The following is a 16,086-nucleotide window of genomic DNA, read 5'->3' on the forward strand; positions in this document are numbered from 1 at the left end:
GCGCCAGCACGAGGCGCCTCAAAACGATCTCGGCATGCCGAGGATGTGCTCCGCAACATAGGACAGGATCAGGTTGGTCGAGATCGGTGCCACCTGGTACAGACGGGTTTCGCGAAACTTGCGTTCCACATCGTACTCCCGGGCAAATCCGAACCCGCCATGGGTCTGGATGCACGCATTCGCCGCCTCCCAGGACGCATCGGCGGCCAGCAGCTTGGCCATATTGGCCTGCGCCCCGCAATCGCTGCCGGAATCGAAACGGCGGCAGGCCTCGAAACGCATCAGATTGGCTGCTTCGAGGTTGACGTAAGCTCTGGCGATCGGGAACTGCACTCCCTGGTTCTGGCCGATGGGCCGGTCGAATACGATCCGTTCTCCGGCGTATGCGCGGGCTTTTTCAATGAACCAGTAGCCGTCGCCGATACATTCCGCGGCGATCAGGGTGCGCTCAGCATTCAAGCCATCCAGGATATGATAAAAGCCGCGTCCCTCCTCACCGATCAGGTTCTCTTCTGGGATCTCGAGCTCATCGAAGAAAACCTCGTAGGTTTCGTGCCCCGGCATGTTCGCGATCGGGCTTACTCTCATGCCATTGCCAATGGCCTTTCTCAGATCGACCATGAAGATCGACAGGCCCTGCGCCTTGCGCTTGACCTCACTGATCGGCGTCGTGCGGGCCAGCAGGATCATTAGGTCGGAATGCCGGATTCGGCTGATCCAGACCTTCTGACCGTTGACCACATAGCGGTCGCGCTTCTTGACCGCGGTGGTCTTGAGCTTGGTGGTGTCGGTGCCGGTGGTGGGTTCGGTCACGGCCATTGATTGCAGCCGCAGTTCGCCGCTGGCGATGCCGGGCAGGTATTTCCGCTTCTGCTCCTCCGATCCGTGCCGCAGGAGCGTGCCCATGTTGTACATCTGCCCGTGGCAATGGCCGGCATTGCCGCCCGATCGGTTGATCTCCTCCATGATGATCGAGGCCTCGGTCAGCCCTAGCCCCGAGCCGCCATATTCCTCGGGGATCATCGCGGCAAGCCAGCCCGCGCGGGTCAGCGCCTCAACGAATTCTTCGGGGTAGGTCTCATCCGCACCATGCTGGCGGTGGTATTCGGGTGGGAATTGCGCGCAGAGCGTGCGCAGCGCGGCGCGCACATCGTCATGGGTTTCGGGGGCCGAGGTCTGCATTCGTCACCTCGCCTTGTGCGCGCCAGGGTCGCTGGTCTCCAGAATCTCCTCTTCGGCGCGCTGCCATATTTCGTAGGAAATCGGATTTTCGCTCTCCTCGAGGATATGGCCCACCAGCCCGATCGCGCGCGCCATTACGCCAAAGCCGCGCACGATCTTCCATGGGAAGCCGAATTCGCAGCAGATCGCTCCGATCGCGCCGGTGGCGTTGATAGGCAGCATCTTGCCTGATTTATCTTCGGCCACGGCCTGAATTTTCTGGATCAGCGCGATGTATTCACCGGATTTTCCGTTCTCGGCGGCGATCTGGAACAGGCGCGGTGTGCGCGGATCGACGGGCTTGTGCACCGGATGGCCCAGCCCCGGCACGATGGCCTTGCGGGCACGGAATTTTTCCACCGTCTCGACGGCAAGCGCATCCAGATCGACACCGGTGCCCAGCTTGCCCTGCGGCAGCGCCTCGTAGAGCATTTTCGAGGCACCCTCCATCGAGCCGACAAATACGGTGCCAAGCCCGCACAGCCCGGCCGCAACGGCCGCCTGAAGCGATTCCGGCGCACCCATATAAGTCATGCGCGCGGCCAGGGCCGAAGGCGTGATGCCATGTTCGACAAGGGTAATGACGATGGCGTTGAACACCCGGCTTTCCTCGGGCGTGGCTTTTCGTCCCGTCAACTGCAGAAACGCCAGGTCACCGAGATTCATGTGGCCCAGGATCTCGTTCGGCAGGTCGAGGCCACGCACGCTGATTTTATCAGAGGTGCTCCAGGCAATATCGGAGCTGATTTTTTCTTTCCGTTTTCCCATCAGACCGGATCCCAGGAAAAGACATCCGCCGAAACCTCGAGCGGCGTGAAGTGCGACTTGAGCGCGGGAATGGCGCGCTCGGCGATTTCATCGGGGGTCCAGCCATCGCCGGAATGCGCCGACCTGACCGGGCGTGGCTGATTGAACAGGAATATTTCGTTGTTGCGCACGGCAAAGATCTGTCCGCTGACGCCCTCGGCCTTGTCGGACATCAGGAAGCAGGCCATCGGCGCGACCTTGGCGGGCGTCATCTGCTTGAGTTTTTCAACCCGCGCCACCTGTTCCGGGGTGTCGGTCTTGATCGACGAGATCATCCGGCTCCAGGCAAAGGGCGCGATGCAGTTCGAACGGACGTTCCAGCGCTTGAGGTCGAGGGCCACCGATTTCGAGAAGGCCGCGATGCCCAGCTTTGCAGCCGAATAGTTCGCCTGCGCCAGATTGCCGATCAGCCCCGAGGTCGAGGTCATATGAACCAGCGCGCCGCCTTCCTGCTCGCGGAAATAATCGGTCGCGGCGCGCGAGGTATTGAAGGCGCCGTAGAGGTGTACTTTCACCACCGCATCGAAGTCCTCGTGGCTCATCTTGTGAAAGAAGCCGTCGCGCAGGATTCCGGCATTGTTCACGACTGCATCGATGCGGCCGAACTCCTTTACGGCGGCCTCGACCATGGCCCGGGCCGCGTCCGGGTCGGTTACGCTGCCGCCGTCGGCGATGGCGTCGCCACCGGCGGCCTTGATCTCGTCCACCACCGTTTGCGCAGCAGTGAGAGTGTGGCCAGTACCCTTCAGTGACGCGCCCAAATCGTTGACCACGACCGACGCTCCCTCGGCTGCCGCCATGAGGGCGATCTCGCGGCCGATCCCGCCGCCCGCGCCAGTGACCAGCACGACCTTTCCGTCCAGCGTTTTTCCCATATCAATCTCCTCATTTCGCCTTGCGAAACTTGTCGAGTCCGCCGGAATGCATCACCCGGCCCATCAGGGGCGCGCCGATGATCTCTTCGGCCTTGACCGCGGCGGCGATCAGCTTATCCAGGTCGACGCCCGTCTCGATGCCCAGCTCGTGGCACAGAAAAACCGCGTCTTCGGTGCAGACATTGCCTGCGGCGCGGGCGTTGCCGTGGCCGGCGAAGGGGCAGCCGCCAAGGCCGGCGACCGAGCTTTCGAACATGTCCACCCCCATCGACAACGCCGCATGGATGTTGGCGATGCCCAGCCCGCGCGTGTCGTGAAGATGCATTCCGATGCGCGCCCCGGGCGCAAGCTCGCGCAGGGCGCCAACCATGCGCTTGACCGCCTCTGGGTTGCCCCAGCCCATCGTGTCGGCGATCACAAGAATCGGTACGGGGGTCTGCTCTTCCTGGCAAAGGCGCAGGACGAAACGGAAGTCCTCCAGCACCCGCTCCTGCGGGATCGGACCTTCGAGATTGCAGCCAAACGCGGTCATCACATAGGCGGCATCGACGGTGTAGCCCGCTTCCTTGTAGAGCCGCACCCACTCGCGCTGCCGCTCGCGCATCTCCGCTGAGGAGCAGTTGTTGTTTGCCTGTGCGAAAGCTTCAGACGGATAGAACAAAAGACGCGGGTCAATGTCGACTTCATGCGCGGTCAACGCTTTGCGGAACCCCTTCTCGTTCAGCCAGAGCGAGGTGTATTTCACACCGGGCTTGCGCTTGATGCGCTGAAACAGCTCGCCCGTGTCGGCCATCTGCGGCACGTATCTGGGGCTGACGAAGCTACCCACCTGGATGCGCTTCAGCCCGGTATCGCTGAGCATGTCGATCAGTTCGATCCGCTGATCGATCGGGTAGGTCTTGCTCTCGATCTGAAAGCCCTCGCGCGGGCCTTCTTCACGAAACTCTACGAACTTGGGAAAATCGCTCATGCCTGTTCCTTTTGGGGTGGTATGATCTCGACGATCATCTGACCGCGATCCACCATCATGCCTCTGGAGACCGCGATATTCGCGGCGATGCCGGAAGCAGATGCCTTGATGGAGATCTCAAGCTTCATTGACTCCAGGACCGCTACGACATCGCCTTCCGCTATCGCCTCCCCGTCGACGACTTTGACGTCGACGATCATTCCGGTTAGCGGCGAGACAACGGTCCGATCGCCAGTGCTATCGCCACCAGCCAAGGCCAAAGGTGGTGCCGGACGGAAGACAAACCGCCCCGGCGCGGCGTCGATCTCGATAACCCCGGCATGAAGGCGCGCCGTTGCCATGTGTACCGTCTCGCCCTGCGCCACGCGCCACCGGCCCGGCGCGATCTCACGGCAGGAGAAAGTGAGGGCGGCACCATCTCCGCCGTAGACCGTGTAGGTGTCGCCGGAGCGGACCGGGCCGACGCAGAGCTCCTCGATACTTCCCGCTGAGTCGGTCAGCATCACGCGCTGGCCCGCCTCCATCGCGTCGCCGCCAAGGCCGAGCCGCCAGTTGGTGAAGAGGTCGCGGTTCGACCACGGTTCGGCGGCGCCGTCCGATCGCCCGCGGGTGACGAAGAGTACGGCTGCCATGGCGTTCCAGAGCCGGATGCCCGGCACTTTCGCCGCCGCAGTCAGATCGTCCAGCCGCTCGTCGATCCAGCGGGTATGGACGTTCATTTTCTCGAAATCGGCGTTGCGGGCGAGCGCGGCGAGGAAGGCACGGTTGGTCTCGACGCCCTCGACCGCGACATGATCCAGCGCCTGCGCAAGCCGCACCAGCGCCGTCTCGCGGTCGGGCGCGTGGATGATCAGCTTGGCGATCATCGGATCGTAGTAGGGGGTCACGGCATCTCCTGCCTCGACGCCGCTGTCGATCCGGAGACCTTCGGGCAGGCTCAACGTGGTCAGCGTACCGGTGGAAGGAGCGAACTGCATCGCCGGGTCCTCGGCGTAGAGCCGTGCCTCGATGGCGTGACCGTCAATCGTCAGATCGCCTTGCTTCAGGCCAAGGCCCGCACCCTCGGCAATACGCAGTTGCAGCGCCACGAGGTCGAGCCCGGTGATCGCCTCGGTCACGGGATGTTCCACCTGGATACGGGGGTTCACCTCGAGGAAAAAATATTCCTCGCCCGCCACCAGGAACTCCACCGTGCCGAGCCCGCGGTAGTCGAGCGTCTCCCCCAGTCGCACGGCGTCCTGGGCGATCCGTTCGAGCAGGTCCCGGGGCAGACCCCAGGCGGGTGCTTCCTCGATCACCTTCTGATGCCGGCGCTGCAGCGTGCAGTCGCGCTCGAAAAGATGCACGACGTGGCCCTTGCCATCGCCGGCGATCTGCACCTCCACATGGCGGGCCTCGGGCAGGAACCGTTCCAGCAGGAGACCTTCCGAGCCGAAGGTAGACTTCGCCTCGCGCAGCGCGCCCTCGATGTCGGCCATCAGGGTCTTTTCGTCTGCCACCAGCCGTTGTCCGCGTCCACCGCCGCCGCCCACGGCCTTGAGCAGGACGGGTAGGCCGATGCGGCGCACCTCGGCCGCGATCAATGCGGGACCCGTGAGGGCGCCCGCCGCGCCCGAAATCACCGGCAGGCCGGCCGCGATGGCCGCTTCCTTAGCACTGGCCTTGTCGCCGAATCGTTCCAGGGTTTCCGGCGTTGGTCCCATGAAGATCAGACCGGCGGCCTCGACCGCGCGGGCGAATTCGGGGTTCTCGGCGAGGAAGCCGTAGCCGGGATGGACAGCGTCGGCCCCGGCAGCCTTCGCCGCGGCCAGCACGGCGTCGATACGCAGATAGCTTTCGGAGGCCGGGCCGCCGCCGATGCAGATCGAGTGGGCGACCTCGCGCACGTGGAGCGCGTTGACGTCCGCTTCGGAATGTACGGCGACAGGCCGGACGCCCCGTGTCCGCGCCGTGCGGGCGATCCGGCAGGCGATTTCGCCGCGATTGGCAATGAGAAGCGTCTTGATCTTCACTGTGGCCGCCTCACATCCTGAACACGCCGAAACGGGTTTCGACCTTTGGTCGCCGTGAGGCGATGTCGAGCAGCAGCGCCATGACGTCACGGGTCTCGCAGGGCTCGATCACGCCGTCGATCCAGAGGTTCGAGGCGAAGTTGTAGGCGCCCTGAAAATCCTCGTATTCCTTGCGGATGGGCGCCTTGAAGGCCTCTTCCTCCTCCTTCGTCCAGGTCTTGCCCTCGCGCTCGTTAATCTGGGCGCGCACCTGGGCCAGGACGCTCGCGGCCTGTTCCGGCCCCATGATGGCCGCGCGGCCGGTTGGCCAGGCAAACATTGCGTCAGGCTGAAAGGGGCGGCCCAGCATGGCCAGATATCCGGCTCCGTAAGAACCGCCGGTGATGATGGTGAACTTCGGCACCCGCGCCGAGGACATGGCGGTGATCATCTTGGCGCCCGCCTTGGCGATTCCCATCTGCTCGACCTCGCGGCCCACCATGAAGCCGTTGACATCGGCCAGGAACAGCAGCGGGATGTCGCGCTGCACGCAGAGATTGATGAAATGCGTGGCCTTCAGCGCCGCTTCGACGAACAACACGCCGGTATTGGCGAGAATCCCCACCTCATGCCCGTGAATGCGGCCCCAGCCTGTCATCAAAGTGTCGCCGTAGAGCGGCTTGAACTCATGAAACTCGCTGCCGTCGACCAGCCGCGCCACGATCTCGCGGTTGTCGGTGGGCACTTTGGGGTCACGGCTGACGGCGCCGTAGATCTCTTCAACCGGGTAGGCGGGGGGGCGCGGCGGGGCCGGAGTCTTGCGCGGGGAGGGCTTCTCGCCCAAGTGCTTGACGATCTCTCGCGTGATGGCGAGCGCGTGGGCGTCGTCCTCGGCCAGATGGTCGGTCACGCCCGAGACCGAGCAGTGCATCTTGCCGCCGCCGAGGCTCTCGTTGTCGACCTTTTCGCCAGTGGCGGCGAAGGTGAGTTCCGGCCCGCCAAGATACATAAATCCCTGGCCGCGCACGATGACCACCTCGTCGCAAAGCGCCGGGATATAGGCGCCGCCGGCGGTGCAGGGGCCCATGACCACGGCGATCTGCGGCACGCCGTCGCCCGACATCCCGACCTGGTTGTGGAAGATCGAGCCGAACTGGCCCTCGTCGGGGAAGATGTTCTCCTGGTCAGGCAGAAACGCGCCGCCGGAATCGACCAGTGTCACGACCGGCAGGCGATTGGCCCAGGCGATCCGCTGGGCGCGCACGTGCTTGCGGCTGGTCATGCCGAAATAGGTGCCGCCCTTCACGGTGGCGTCGTTGGCGATGATCATGCAGTGGCGGCCCTCGATCACGCCGATACCGGTGATGATGCCCGCGCCGGGCGGCACGCCGTCGTACTTATTGAGCCCAGCGAGTTCGCCAAGTTCGAGGAACGGCGTGCCCGGGTCGATCAGCCGCTCGACGCGCTCGCGCGGCAGGATCTTGCCCTTCCTCACGTGGCGTCCCCGTGCGCTTTCCGGCCCACCAACGCGCTGGCTGCGCCGCAGCGCATGCAGCTCGGCCACCTTGGCGCGGTAATGCGCGGCGTTGGCCCGGAATTCTTCCGACCCGGTGTCGAGCAGGGATTTCAGCTTCGTCATGGCAGGTCGGGGTACTTTCTCAACACGAAGGCCACCTTGGCCGCACCCGGCTTTTCGAAGGTGTCGGCATCGACGATCCGGACATCGGCCCGGAACACCAAGGCGTCGCGCAGGCGCTGCTCGATCTTCTTCTTCAGGTCCGCGTCACCGTCTCGGTCGCGGTCGGGGCCGCGTTCGACGATGATCTTCAGTGGTTCCTGAGTGGTGTGGCCCTCGAAATCGGCCACCACACGCATCACGCCGTTCGTTTGCGGCACCATTTCGTTGACGATGCTGTTGATCGCCGAGGGAAACACGTTGGCACCACGCACGATCAGCATGTCGTCGGTGCGCCCTGTGCAGCGGATCTTGGGACCCGTCCGGCCGCAGGCGCAGGTCGTGCCCAGGACCTCGATGAAATCGCCAGAGCGGAAGCGGACCAGCGGGCTCGCCCGACGGCCGAGGGCGGTGTAGATCATCTCGCCACTGGCGCCCTCCGCCCAAGGAATGATCTTGCCGGTCTCGGGGTCGAGCAGTTCGGTCAAAACGTAGTCCATGTTGACCATGTGCATGCCCGACTGCTGGTCACACTCGGCCCAGTAGGTCACGCCCAGGTCGGTGCCGCCCAGCATCTCGGTGCACTTGGCGCCCCACAGTTTTTCGATCTTGGCGCGGATCGCCGGAATGCCGCCGCCCGGCTCGCCGCCGACGACGACCCGTTCCACGCCCAGTTTGTTCGCTGGGACACCCAGTACCTCTTCGGCCTTCTCGCCAATGTGGATCACGAAATTCGGCGCCCCGACGACGCAGCGCGGGCGCGTGTCGGCGCAGGCGCGCAGGAGCCGGTCGGCGCCGCCGTCGGCGCCCACCGGCACGTCGATGGCGCCCATATATTGCAGGCCCTGCATCACCGGGATGCCGCCCACGAAGCCCTTGGCGAGCGAGAAGGCGTGCAGCACCATGTCGCCGGGACGCACGCCGTTGGCGAAGAAGCAACGCGCCGTCATCTCGTGCCACATCTCGGCATCGGATTCTGTCAGCGCCACGTAGGAGGGGCTGCCGGTCGTCCCCGAGGAAGCCTGCATCTGGATGATGTCTTCCATCGGCGCGGCGCGGTGGCGGCCGAAAGGCGGCGCGGCCGACAGGCTTTCGCGGATCTCGGTCTTGTAGGTGAAGGGCAGCCTCTGCAGATCCTCGATCGTGCGGATCTCATCGAAATCGACGCCGGCGGCAGCGAATTTGTCCTGGTAAAAGGGCGAGTTGGCCTTGAGATAGGCCATTTGCCCGACCAGCCGCTCCTCCTGGATGCGGCGCACCTCGTCGAGCGGCATGCCTTCGATCTCGTGCCAGAACCGGTCGTTGGCCTTCGCGCCGGCATCGGCCCGCCGAAAGCGCATTCCGTATTGCATGCTCTCCTCCCTAGGCTCTCGCGGTCAATACGACCGCGGCAGACCCATCACCTTCTCGCCGATGAAGCTGAGGCATAGTTCACGATTCACCGGCGCGGTGCGCAGCAGGCGGACCAACGGATAAAGCTCGTAGATCCCGGTATCTTCCGTGAAACCCGAGCCGCCATGCGCCTGAAGGGCTGCGTCCACGGCCTCAATCCCGGCCTCGGCGGCGGCATATTTCGCCATGTTCGACGAGGCGCCGGCCGAAAGCTTGTTGTCGAATTCCCAGGCCGCGCGGCGGGTCATCAGGCTCGCCATCTCCACGGCCGTGTGGGCCTTGGCCATCGGATGCTGCACGCCCTGATGCGCGCCGATCGGCTGGCCAAAGACGTTGCGCTCGCAAGCATAGGCCACTGCCTTCCGTAAGGCGAACCGGCCAATGCCGCAGCAAAGCGCCGCCAGGATGATGCGTTCGGGATTGAGCGAATCGAACAGGATCGAAAAGCCGTCGTCCACCTCTCCCACAATATCCTCGGGACCGAGATCTACCTCGTCGAAGAATAGCGTCCATTGTTCTTCCGGAAGCGGAATCGAGACCTTCACCCGCTGCATTTCTACGCCCTTCTTCTTCAAGTCCACGGCGAAGAGCGTGAAGCCGTCGGTCTTGCGGGACACCTCGGTGTGAGGCTTGGTGCGCGCCACCACGAGACAGTAGTCGGAGACGTCGGCGCCGGTGATAAAGGTCTTTTCCCCCGTTAGCGCGAAACGGTTGCCCTTGTGCTTGGCGAGCGTCGTGGCCTTGATCGTGTTGGACCCAGCGCCCGGTTCGGTGATCGCGAAGCAGAACTGGATCTCGCCGCGGCAAGCCCGGGGCAACAACTCCTTCTTGTGAAACTCGGTCCCGTGGCTGGCGATATGCGCCAGCGACATGGTCGGTCCGACCACCATCATCAGAAGCGGAATGCCGTGGTTCGCCGTGCCCTCCATGAACAGCGCCATCTCGGTCATGCCGAGACCGGCGCCGCCATATTCCTCGGGTACCATAATGCCCAGGAAGCCGTCCTCGGCGATCTGCTGAAACATCTCTTTGGGAAAGGCGTGCCGGCGGGCGTGATCCAGCCAGTAGGCGTTGTCGAATTTCTGCGCGAGCTGGGCGCCGTAATCGTAGATCTGGCGCTGCTCATCGTTGAGCGTGAAGTCCATTCCCGCACCTCTTGTCAGGCTTTGAAGGCCGGCGCGCGCCGGCTTTCGAATGCGTCCAGCCCTTCGGCCACGTCCTCGCTTCGTAGCGCACGCACAGCAGCGTCGCGCTCCAGCCGCATCTGCTGGTCGAGGCCCATGTCGGCGCCTTCGCGCGCCAGGCGCTTCATCTCGGCAATGCCGGGCCGTGAGCGGGTGGCGATCGTCACGCAGTAGTTCAACGCCGCCTGGCGCAGCTCTTGGTCCGGCACGACGTAGTTCACCAGTCCGGCCTGCTTCGCCTCGTCCGCCTTCAGCCAGCGCGCCGAGAACATCAGATCGAGCGCCCGGCGCAGGCCCATCAGCCGGGTCAGCCGCTGGCTGCCGCCCCAGCCGGGGATCAGCCCGAACTGCGCGTGCTGGTCGCCGAACTGAGCGCTTTCCGCGGCGAAACAGACATCGCAGGACAGCATCAGCTCGAGCCCGCCGGCCAGGCAAAGTCCCTGCACCGCGACGACCACGGGGAGACGGCTCTGTTCCAGCCTGCGAAGCCCTTCCATGCCAAAGGCGATGAAGTGGTCCAGCGCCTGCGCATCGCTCATCTTGCCTTTCACCTCGGTCAGATCGGCGCCGGTGCAGAAGTGCTTTCCCTGTGCGCAGATCAGGATCGAGCGGATGTCGCGGTCGGCCTCAAAGCTTTCGCGGGCCCTGGAGATACACTCGTGGACCTCCAGCGACAGGCAGTTGAACTTGTCGGGGCGGGCGAGCTCGATAATGCCGACGCTGCCCTCGGCGCTGACATTGACGGAAACGCTCATTTCGCGCCTCCCTTGGCCTTCTTGTCGTATTGCAGCGCCATGCGGCCGACCTTCTCGCGCGCGATGACGAGCTTCTGGATTTGCGCGGTACCGTCGCCGATCTGCAGGCCCAGAACATCGTTGTAGCGCTGATGGTGAGGCAGGTCGGTGGTGTAGCCGTAGTGGCCGTGCAGGATCAGGCACTGATGGATGATCTCGCACGCGGTTTTCGGCACGTACCACTTGCACATCGCCGCCTCCTTGGTGTGCGGCAGGCCACGGTCGCGCAGATCGAGCGTGTAGTAGCAAAGCTGTCGCATCATGGTGAGCTGAGTTTCGGCCTCGGCCAGCGGGAAGCTGACCCCCTGATACTGCGCCAGCGGCGCACCGAAGGCTTCGCGTTCCTGCACATAGGTCCAGGTCTCGTCCACCGAGGCGTGCGCCGCGCCCAGACATTCCAGCCCGATCAGCGCTCGGGAATAGTCGAAGCCAGCCATGATCGTGCCGAAGGCACGGTCCTGCTCGGCCATCAGGCATTGCGAGGGGACGAAGACGTCGTCAAAGAAGACCGAACCGCGCCCCACGGGCCTGGTCCCGATATCGTCGAAATGCGTGCGGTTGATGCCCTTTTCATTCAGGTCCACAAGGAACGCACTGACGCCCCGCGATCCGCCCTCGGGATCGCCGGTACGGGCAAAGACCACCGCCGCGTCGGCCTGCGCGGCAAAGCTCATCGACGTCTTCTCGCCGTTCAGCCGCCAGCCATTGCCGGATTTGGCGGCCCTGAGTTGCAGGTTTGCCGCGTCCGATCCGCCGCGCGGCTCGGTCAATCCCAACCCTATCACCGCCTCACCCGCCGTGACGCGGGGCACCCATTCCTTGGCGATGTCGGGCAAGGCGTGTTTCGCGACCATGCCGCCCATCAGCGACCCCAGAAGCTGGATGTAGCTGACATTGAAATCGGCCCGCGCGATTTCCTCGACGATCAATCCGGCCGTGACGGAGCTCTCGCCCAACCCGCCGAACTCCTCGGGCAAATCGGCGCCGATCAGCCCAAGCGCCCCCATCTCCCTGATGAGCCCGCGATCCATCACGTGCTCGGTTGCCCGCTTCTGATAACTCTCGGCCAGCTTTTCACGTGCGAAACGCTGTGCTGTCTCTCGAAAGGCCTGCTGGTCATCTGTCGGTTGAAACTGCACGTGATAGCCCTCCCGAGCCTGTGAATCTCACTTCCCAAAAAACCTAACAAACGTTAGAATGCTTGGCAAGATGCAATGGGAGGGAACGTGGATATGTCCGACAGGCGCGGAAGAACCTTCGAGAAATTGCTGTCCCCGATCCGGGCAGGCGTCCACGATCTGCGAAACCGGGTGATTATGGGCTCGATGCACACACGGCTTGAAACCGAGCCCAATGGTATCGAAAGACAGGTCGCGTTCTATCGTGAACGCGCGCACGGCGAAGCGGCACTCATCGTAACGGGCGGCTTTGCGCCCAACGCCGAAGGCATGTTCGATCCGGAAGGTCCGCGGCTCGACGATCCGCGGCAGGCGCTGAGTCTCAAGCCGATTTGCGATGCAGTCCATCAAGAAGGTAGCTTGATTTGCGCCCAAATCTGCCACGCGGGGCGTTATGCCAAGTTCGAGGGTTGCGTGGCCCCTTCGCCGATCCGGGCGCCGATCAACCGCTATTCCCCGCACCAGATGACCGACGCGGATATCCGACGGACCATAAACGATTTCGCCACCGCCGCGGCAAACGCGCAGGCTGCAGGTTTCGACGGGGTGGAGATCATGGGCTCCGAAGGTTATCTCATTAATGAATTCACCGTGACCCATACCAACAAACGCGAGGACGAGTGGGGTGGCAGCGCCGACAACCGGCACCGATTCCCGGTCGAAATCGTACGCGCCGTGCGCGACCGCTGCGGGCCGGACTTCCTAGTCATCTACCGTATTTCGGCGGCCGATCTTGTCGAGGGCGGCGCGCCCGCCGAAGAGATCGCCGCGCTCGCCCGCAAGATCGAGGCCGCCGGCGCCGACATTCTGAACACCGGAATCGGCTGGCACGAGGCGCGCGTGCCAACGATCGCCTATCCGGTGCCGCGCGGTGCCTGGCGGAAGGCGGCGGCGAACGTGAAGGCGGCCGTGTCGATCCCGGTGGTGGCCTCGAACAGAATAAACACTCCGGATATCGCCGAGGACATCCTGACCTCGGGCGACGCCGACTTGGTGTCCATGGCCCGGCCATTCCTTGCCGACCCACATTTCGTGCGCAAAGTTCGCGAGGGTCGGGCCCATGAGATCAACACCTGCATCGCCTGCAATCAGGCATGTCTGGATTTCATCTTCTCGGACCGTCCGGCAAGCTGCCTTGTCAATCCGCGCGCCGGCCGCGAGACGGAATTCCGTGACACGCCGAGCGAGACCCCGAAGAAGGTGGCGATCGTCGGCGGCGGGGCGGCGGGTATGGCCACGGCCGCCGAGGCCGCGCGGCTTGGGCACGCGGTCACGCTTTTCGAGGCAGAGAACCGGCTGGGCGGGCAGCTCAACCTGGCACGTGCGGCCCCGGGCAAGGACGAGTTCGACGAAACGCTGCGTTATTACGCCGCTCAGATGGACAGGCACGGCGTCACCCTGCGGCTGGGCCTTCGCGCCACTGCCGACGATCTTGCCGGGTTCGACCATGTGGTGATCGCCTCAGGCGTGACCCCTCGCATTCCGGACATTCCGGGCATAGACCATCCCAAGGTCGCCACCTATGCCGAGATTCTCTCCGGCGCACGCGAGGCGGGACAGACGGTGGCCATTATGGGCGCCGGCGGGATCGGCCATGACGTGGCCGAATTCCTTGTCACACATCCGGCTGAGGCCAACGAGAACGCGGCCTTTTTCGACACGTGGGGTGTGGACGGACAGTTCAGGGAAGCCGGCGCGCTGACGGGCGATCCTCTGGCCGCGGTGCCTGCAAAGCGCAAAGTGGTGATGCTGCAACGCAAAACGAGCAAGCTGGGACAGGGGCTTGGTATTTCGACCGGCTGGATTCTGCGCAACGCATTGCGCAAACATGGAGTCGAGTCCTTCGCGGGTGTGACTTATCAGCGTATCGACGACGGGGGGCTCCACGTCATTTTGGACGGCGAGGAAAAAGTCATCGCCGCCGACACGATCGTTCTCTGTACGGGACAGGAACCCGTACGGACGCTGGTCGAGGCGCTTGCGGCCCGTGGCATTTCCGCCTCGATGATCGGCGGTGCGGCCGAGGCGGCTGAACTCGATGCGCTGCGTGCGATCGATGAAGGAGTGCGCCTCGCCCAGTCTTTGTGAGGAACCAGGACCGATTGCCGGGGAGAAGTATCATGCTGCCAGAGGTGGCGCGAGCCGGGCAGGCGGATGTCCATTCGATGTTTCGCACGAGAGCGCGCGAGCAACAAGATGCGCTTGCGCTCGAGAACGGAGAGATAAGACACAGCTACGGCATCCTTCTGGGCCGTGTTGACCGTCTCGCTGCGGTGCTTCTGGCGCGAGGGGTAAAGACCGGGGAGCGGCTGGTGATCCTGTCGCACAATCGCGCCGAGTACCTTGAACTGCAACTGGCCGCCGCCGGGATCGGGGCGATCGTCGCCTGTTTGAACTGGAGGCTGGCCGCGCCGGAGCTCAAGCACTGCATCGACCTGGTCGAACCGGTTCTGGCCGTGGTCGAGCCAGAGTTGCGCGCGGCCTTGGACGCGGTCTCGCACCTGCCGGTTCTGGAAATCGGCCCCGACTGGGAGGCCGCGCTGGCTGGAGCAGAGCCCGATCCGCGCATCGACGCGCTGGTGAATGACGTGGAGGCGGGGCTGACCATCCTCTACACCTCCGGCACCACGGGGCTGCCCAAGGGCGCACTCATCAGTCATCGCGCCCATATCGCGCGTTCCATGGTTTTTGCAGCGCAGCTCGCGCTCCACCCCGATGACGCCTTCGTCGCCTGGGCGCCGATGTTCCATATGGCATCGACCGACCATGCGCTCGCCACGATCTTGCGCGGTGGCCCCGTGGTGATGGTCGATGGGCTGCAGCCGGCGGTCATCAATGAGGCGCTGAGCCGCCACAAGGTCGGCTGGTTCATAATGATGCCCGGTGCGATCGATGCCTTCATCGCGGAACGTCGCGCCAATCCTCTGCCGATCAGAGGCGTCAGGGTCTGTGGCGCTATGGCCGATCTGGTGCCGCCGCATCAGATTGCAGAACTCACGTCACTGATCGGCGCGCCCTATCTCAACTCCTTCGGCGCGACCGAAACGGGGCTGCCGCCGGCCACGGCCGAGCTGATCCCGGTGGGCGTCGCGCCGAAACGTCTGTCGAAGCGCGCAAGCGCCTTCTGCGAGGTGCGGCTGGTCGATCCGGAGGGGCGCGAGGTGGCGGACGGAACGCCCGGAGAAATGGCCGTGCGCGGCCCTACGCTGTTTTCCGGGTACTGGAATGCCGGCGAGACCAACGCCCGCGACTTTCGCGGCGGCTTTTTTCGTATGGGCGATGTCTTCCGCCGCAATGCGGACGGCACCATCGACTTCGTGGACCGCGCCAAGTATCTCATCAAGTCGGGCGGGGAAAACGTCTATCCAGCCGAGATCGAGCGGGTGCTGCTGGCGCATCCGCAGGTGATCGATGCCGCCGTCGTAAAGGCCGGGGACCTGCGCTGGGGCGAACGCCCGGTGGCCTTCGTGGCACGGCACGTCGACGGCCCCGATGCCGACGAGCTGATGCGGCTTTGCCGCGAGCAACTGGCCGGCTATAAGCGGCCGCGCGAGATCCGCTTCATCGCTTGCGAAGACTTCCCGCGCTCGACCAGCGGCAAGATCCAGCGCCACGTCCTGGAGACCTGGATCGAGCGCGAGGCCAGCTGAGGCCTGCCTCGACTGCGCCTATCCGCTGACACCCGTCCGTCCGAAACAGCGCCATCAGCGTACCGGTCATCGTGGCAGCCAGCTTATCCTGCGCTTCAGCGCATATGCGTATCCTCCGGATGCCGTCTTTGCCCCAGCCGTTCACCTATCCAAGCGTAAAGAAGGCAAGTCCACAGGTCGGACGACAGTAAAGAAAGGGCAGTTGATTCGAATTCTAACGTCTGTTAGATTGTTCGATGGCGCTTGCTGAAGCCCTGCACAAACGACAGGGTCGACGGGAGGAAGATCGTTGATCGGTAGCGAACGGACCTGTGTCCGGTGTGACGGCTCACGTTCCCTGCGCCCGCCG

Annotated in this window: 12 protein-coding genes; 2 read left to right on the plus strand and 10 right to left on the minus strand. The window is 64.1% G+C overall.

All coding sequences use genetic code 11. From position 1 onward, the window contains the following. Window positions 1-18: 18 nt before the first annotated feature. Genes ACOOE1_RS20885 through ACOOE1_RS20930 form a run of 10 tightly spaced genes read right to left on the minus strand, consistent with a single transcriptional unit; the run spans window position 19 to window position 12,048 of the window. A complete protein-coding gene (locus ACOOE1_RS20885) occupies window positions 19-1,182 on the minus strand; it encodes an acyl-CoA dehydrogenase family protein (protein ID WP_420404130.1) in 1,164 nt (387 codons plus the stop codon). 3 nt (window positions 1,183-1,185) lie between these two features. Continuing rightward, window positions 1,186-1,989 carry a citryl-CoA lyase gene (locus ACOOE1_RS20890; RefSeq protein WP_420404131.1) on the minus strand — a complete coding sequence of 268 codons (804 nt, stop codon included), beginning with the start codon at window positions 1,987-1,989 and terminating at the stop codon, window positions 1,186-1,188. Continuing rightward, window positions 1,989-2,903 (minus strand): SDR family NAD(P)-dependent oxidoreductase, encoded by a 915-nt coding sequence (locus tag ACOOE1_RS20895; RefSeq protein ID WP_420404132.1) that lies wholly within the window; start codon window positions 2,901-2,903, stop codon window positions 1,989-1,991. Before ACOOE1_RS20895 ends, ACOOE1_RS20890 begins: the two co-directional genes overlap by 1 nt. Before the next feature lie 10 nt (window positions 2,904-2,913). Continuing rightward, on the minus strand, window positions 2,914-3,873 hold the full coding sequence (locus tag ACOOE1_RS20900) for a hydroxymethylglutaryl-CoA lyase (RefSeq protein WP_420404133.1): 960 nt from the start codon (window positions 3,871-3,873) through the stop codon (window positions 2,914-2,916). Further along, window positions 3,870-5,885, minus strand: a complete 2,016-nt coding sequence (locus tag ACOOE1_RS20905) for a biotin carboxylase N-terminal domain-containing protein (RefSeq protein WP_420404134.1) — start codon at window positions 5,883-5,885, stop codon at window positions 3,870-3,872. The genes ACOOE1_RS20900 and ACOOE1_RS20905 overlap by 4 nt, the downstream gene beginning before the upstream one ends. Before the next feature lie 10 nt (window positions 5,886-5,895). Beyond that, the gene (locus tag ACOOE1_RS20910; RefSeq protein WP_420404135.1) at window positions 5,896-7,503 is read right to left on the minus strand and encodes an acyl-CoA carboxylase subunit beta; all 1,608 of its coding nucleotides are present in this window, start codon (window positions 7,501-7,503) and stop codon (window positions 5,896-5,898) included. Next, complete coding sequence (locus ACOOE1_RS20915) at window positions 7,500-8,891, minus strand: phenylacetate--CoA ligase family protein (RefSeq protein WP_420404136.1); 1,392 nt, start codon at window positions 8,889-8,891, stop codon at window positions 7,500-7,502. The genes ACOOE1_RS20910 and ACOOE1_RS20915 overlap by 4 nt, the downstream gene beginning before the upstream one ends. 24 nt (window positions 8,892-8,915) lie before the next feature. Further along, entirely contained in the window at window positions 8,916-10,076 is a 1,161-nt protein-coding gene (locus ACOOE1_RS20920; RefSeq protein WP_420404137.1) for an acyl-CoA dehydrogenase family protein, read from the minus strand. A gap of 14 nt (window positions 10,077-10,090) precedes the next feature. Next, window positions 10,091-10,870, minus strand: coding sequence for an enoyl-CoA hydratase/isomerase family protein (locus tag ACOOE1_RS20925; RefSeq protein ID WP_420404138.1), 780 nt, complete (start codon window positions 10,868-10,870; stop codon window positions 10,091-10,093). Further along, entirely contained in the window at window positions 10,867-12,048 is a 1,182-nt protein-coding gene (locus ACOOE1_RS20930) for an acyl-CoA dehydrogenase family protein (protein WP_420404139.1), read from the minus strand. The genes ACOOE1_RS20925 and ACOOE1_RS20930 overlap by 4 nt, the downstream gene beginning before the upstream one ends. A 93-nt stretch (window positions 12,049-12,141) precedes the next feature. On the opposite strand from ACOOE1_RS20930, the gene ACOOE1_RS20935 reads away from it, so the two are divergent. Both ACOOE1_RS20935 and ACOOE1_RS20940 read left to right on the plus strand, forming a co-directional pair. Further along, window positions 12,142-14,175, plus strand: a complete 2,034-nt coding sequence (locus ACOOE1_RS20935) for an FAD-dependent oxidoreductase (RefSeq protein ID WP_420406458.1) — start codon at window positions 12,142-12,144, stop codon at window positions 14,173-14,175. Window positions 14,176-14,207: 32 nt separating this feature from the next. Further along, a complete protein-coding gene (locus tag ACOOE1_RS20940) occupies window positions 14,208-15,737 on the plus strand; it encodes a class I adenylate-forming enzyme family protein (RefSeq protein ID WP_420404140.1) in 1,530 nt (509 codons plus the stop codon). Window positions 15,738-16,086: the final 349 nt, after the last annotated feature.

The organism is Nisaea sp. (assembly GCF_965216895.1).
In the GTDB taxonomy this organism is placed as follows: domain Bacteria; phylum Pseudomonadota; class Alphaproteobacteria; order Thalassobaculales; family Thalassobaculaceae; genus Nisaea.

Bases quoted from the DNA above. Each gene is read 5' to 3' on its own strand.
- ACOOE1_RS20885 (WP_420404130.1), bottom strand. From the start codon at position 1,182: ATGCAGACCTCGGCCCCCGAAACCCATGACGATGTGCGCGCCGCGCTG.
- ACOOE1_RS20890 (WP_420404131.1), bottom strand. From the start codon at position 1,989: ATGGGAAAACGGAAAGAAAAAATCAGCTCCGATATTGCCTGGAGCACC.
- ACOOE1_RS20895 (WP_420404132.1), bottom strand. From the start codon at position 2,903: ATGGGAAAAACGCTGGACGGAAAGGTCGTGCTGGTCACTGGCGCGGGC.
- ACOOE1_RS20900 (WP_420404133.1), bottom strand. From the start codon at position 3,873: ATGAGCGATTTTCCCAAGTTCGTAGAGTTTCGTGAAGAAGGCCCGCGC.
- ACOOE1_RS20910 (WP_420404135.1), bottom strand. From the start codon at position 7,503: ATGACGAAGCTGAAATCCCTGCTCGACACCGGGTCGGAAGAATTCCGG.
- ACOOE1_RS20915 (WP_420404136.1), bottom strand. From the start codon at position 8,891: ATGCAATACGGAATGCGCTTTCGGCGGGCCGATGCCGGCGCGAAGGCC.
- ACOOE1_RS20920 (WP_420404137.1), bottom strand. From the start codon at position 10,076: ATGGACTTCACGCTCAACGATGAGCAGCGCCAGATCTACGATTACGGC.
- ACOOE1_RS20925 (WP_420404138.1), bottom strand. From the start codon at position 10,870: ATGAGCGTTTCCGTCAATGTCAGCGCCGAGGGCAGCGTCGGCATTATC.
- ACOOE1_RS20935 (WP_420406458.1), top strand. From the start codon at position 12,142: ATGTCCGACAGGCGCGGAAGAACCTTCGAGAAATTGCTGTCCCCGATC.
- ACOOE1_RS20940 (WP_420404140.1), top strand. From the start codon at position 14,208: ATGCTGCCAGAGGTGGCGCGAGCCGGGCAGGCGGATGTCCATTCGATG.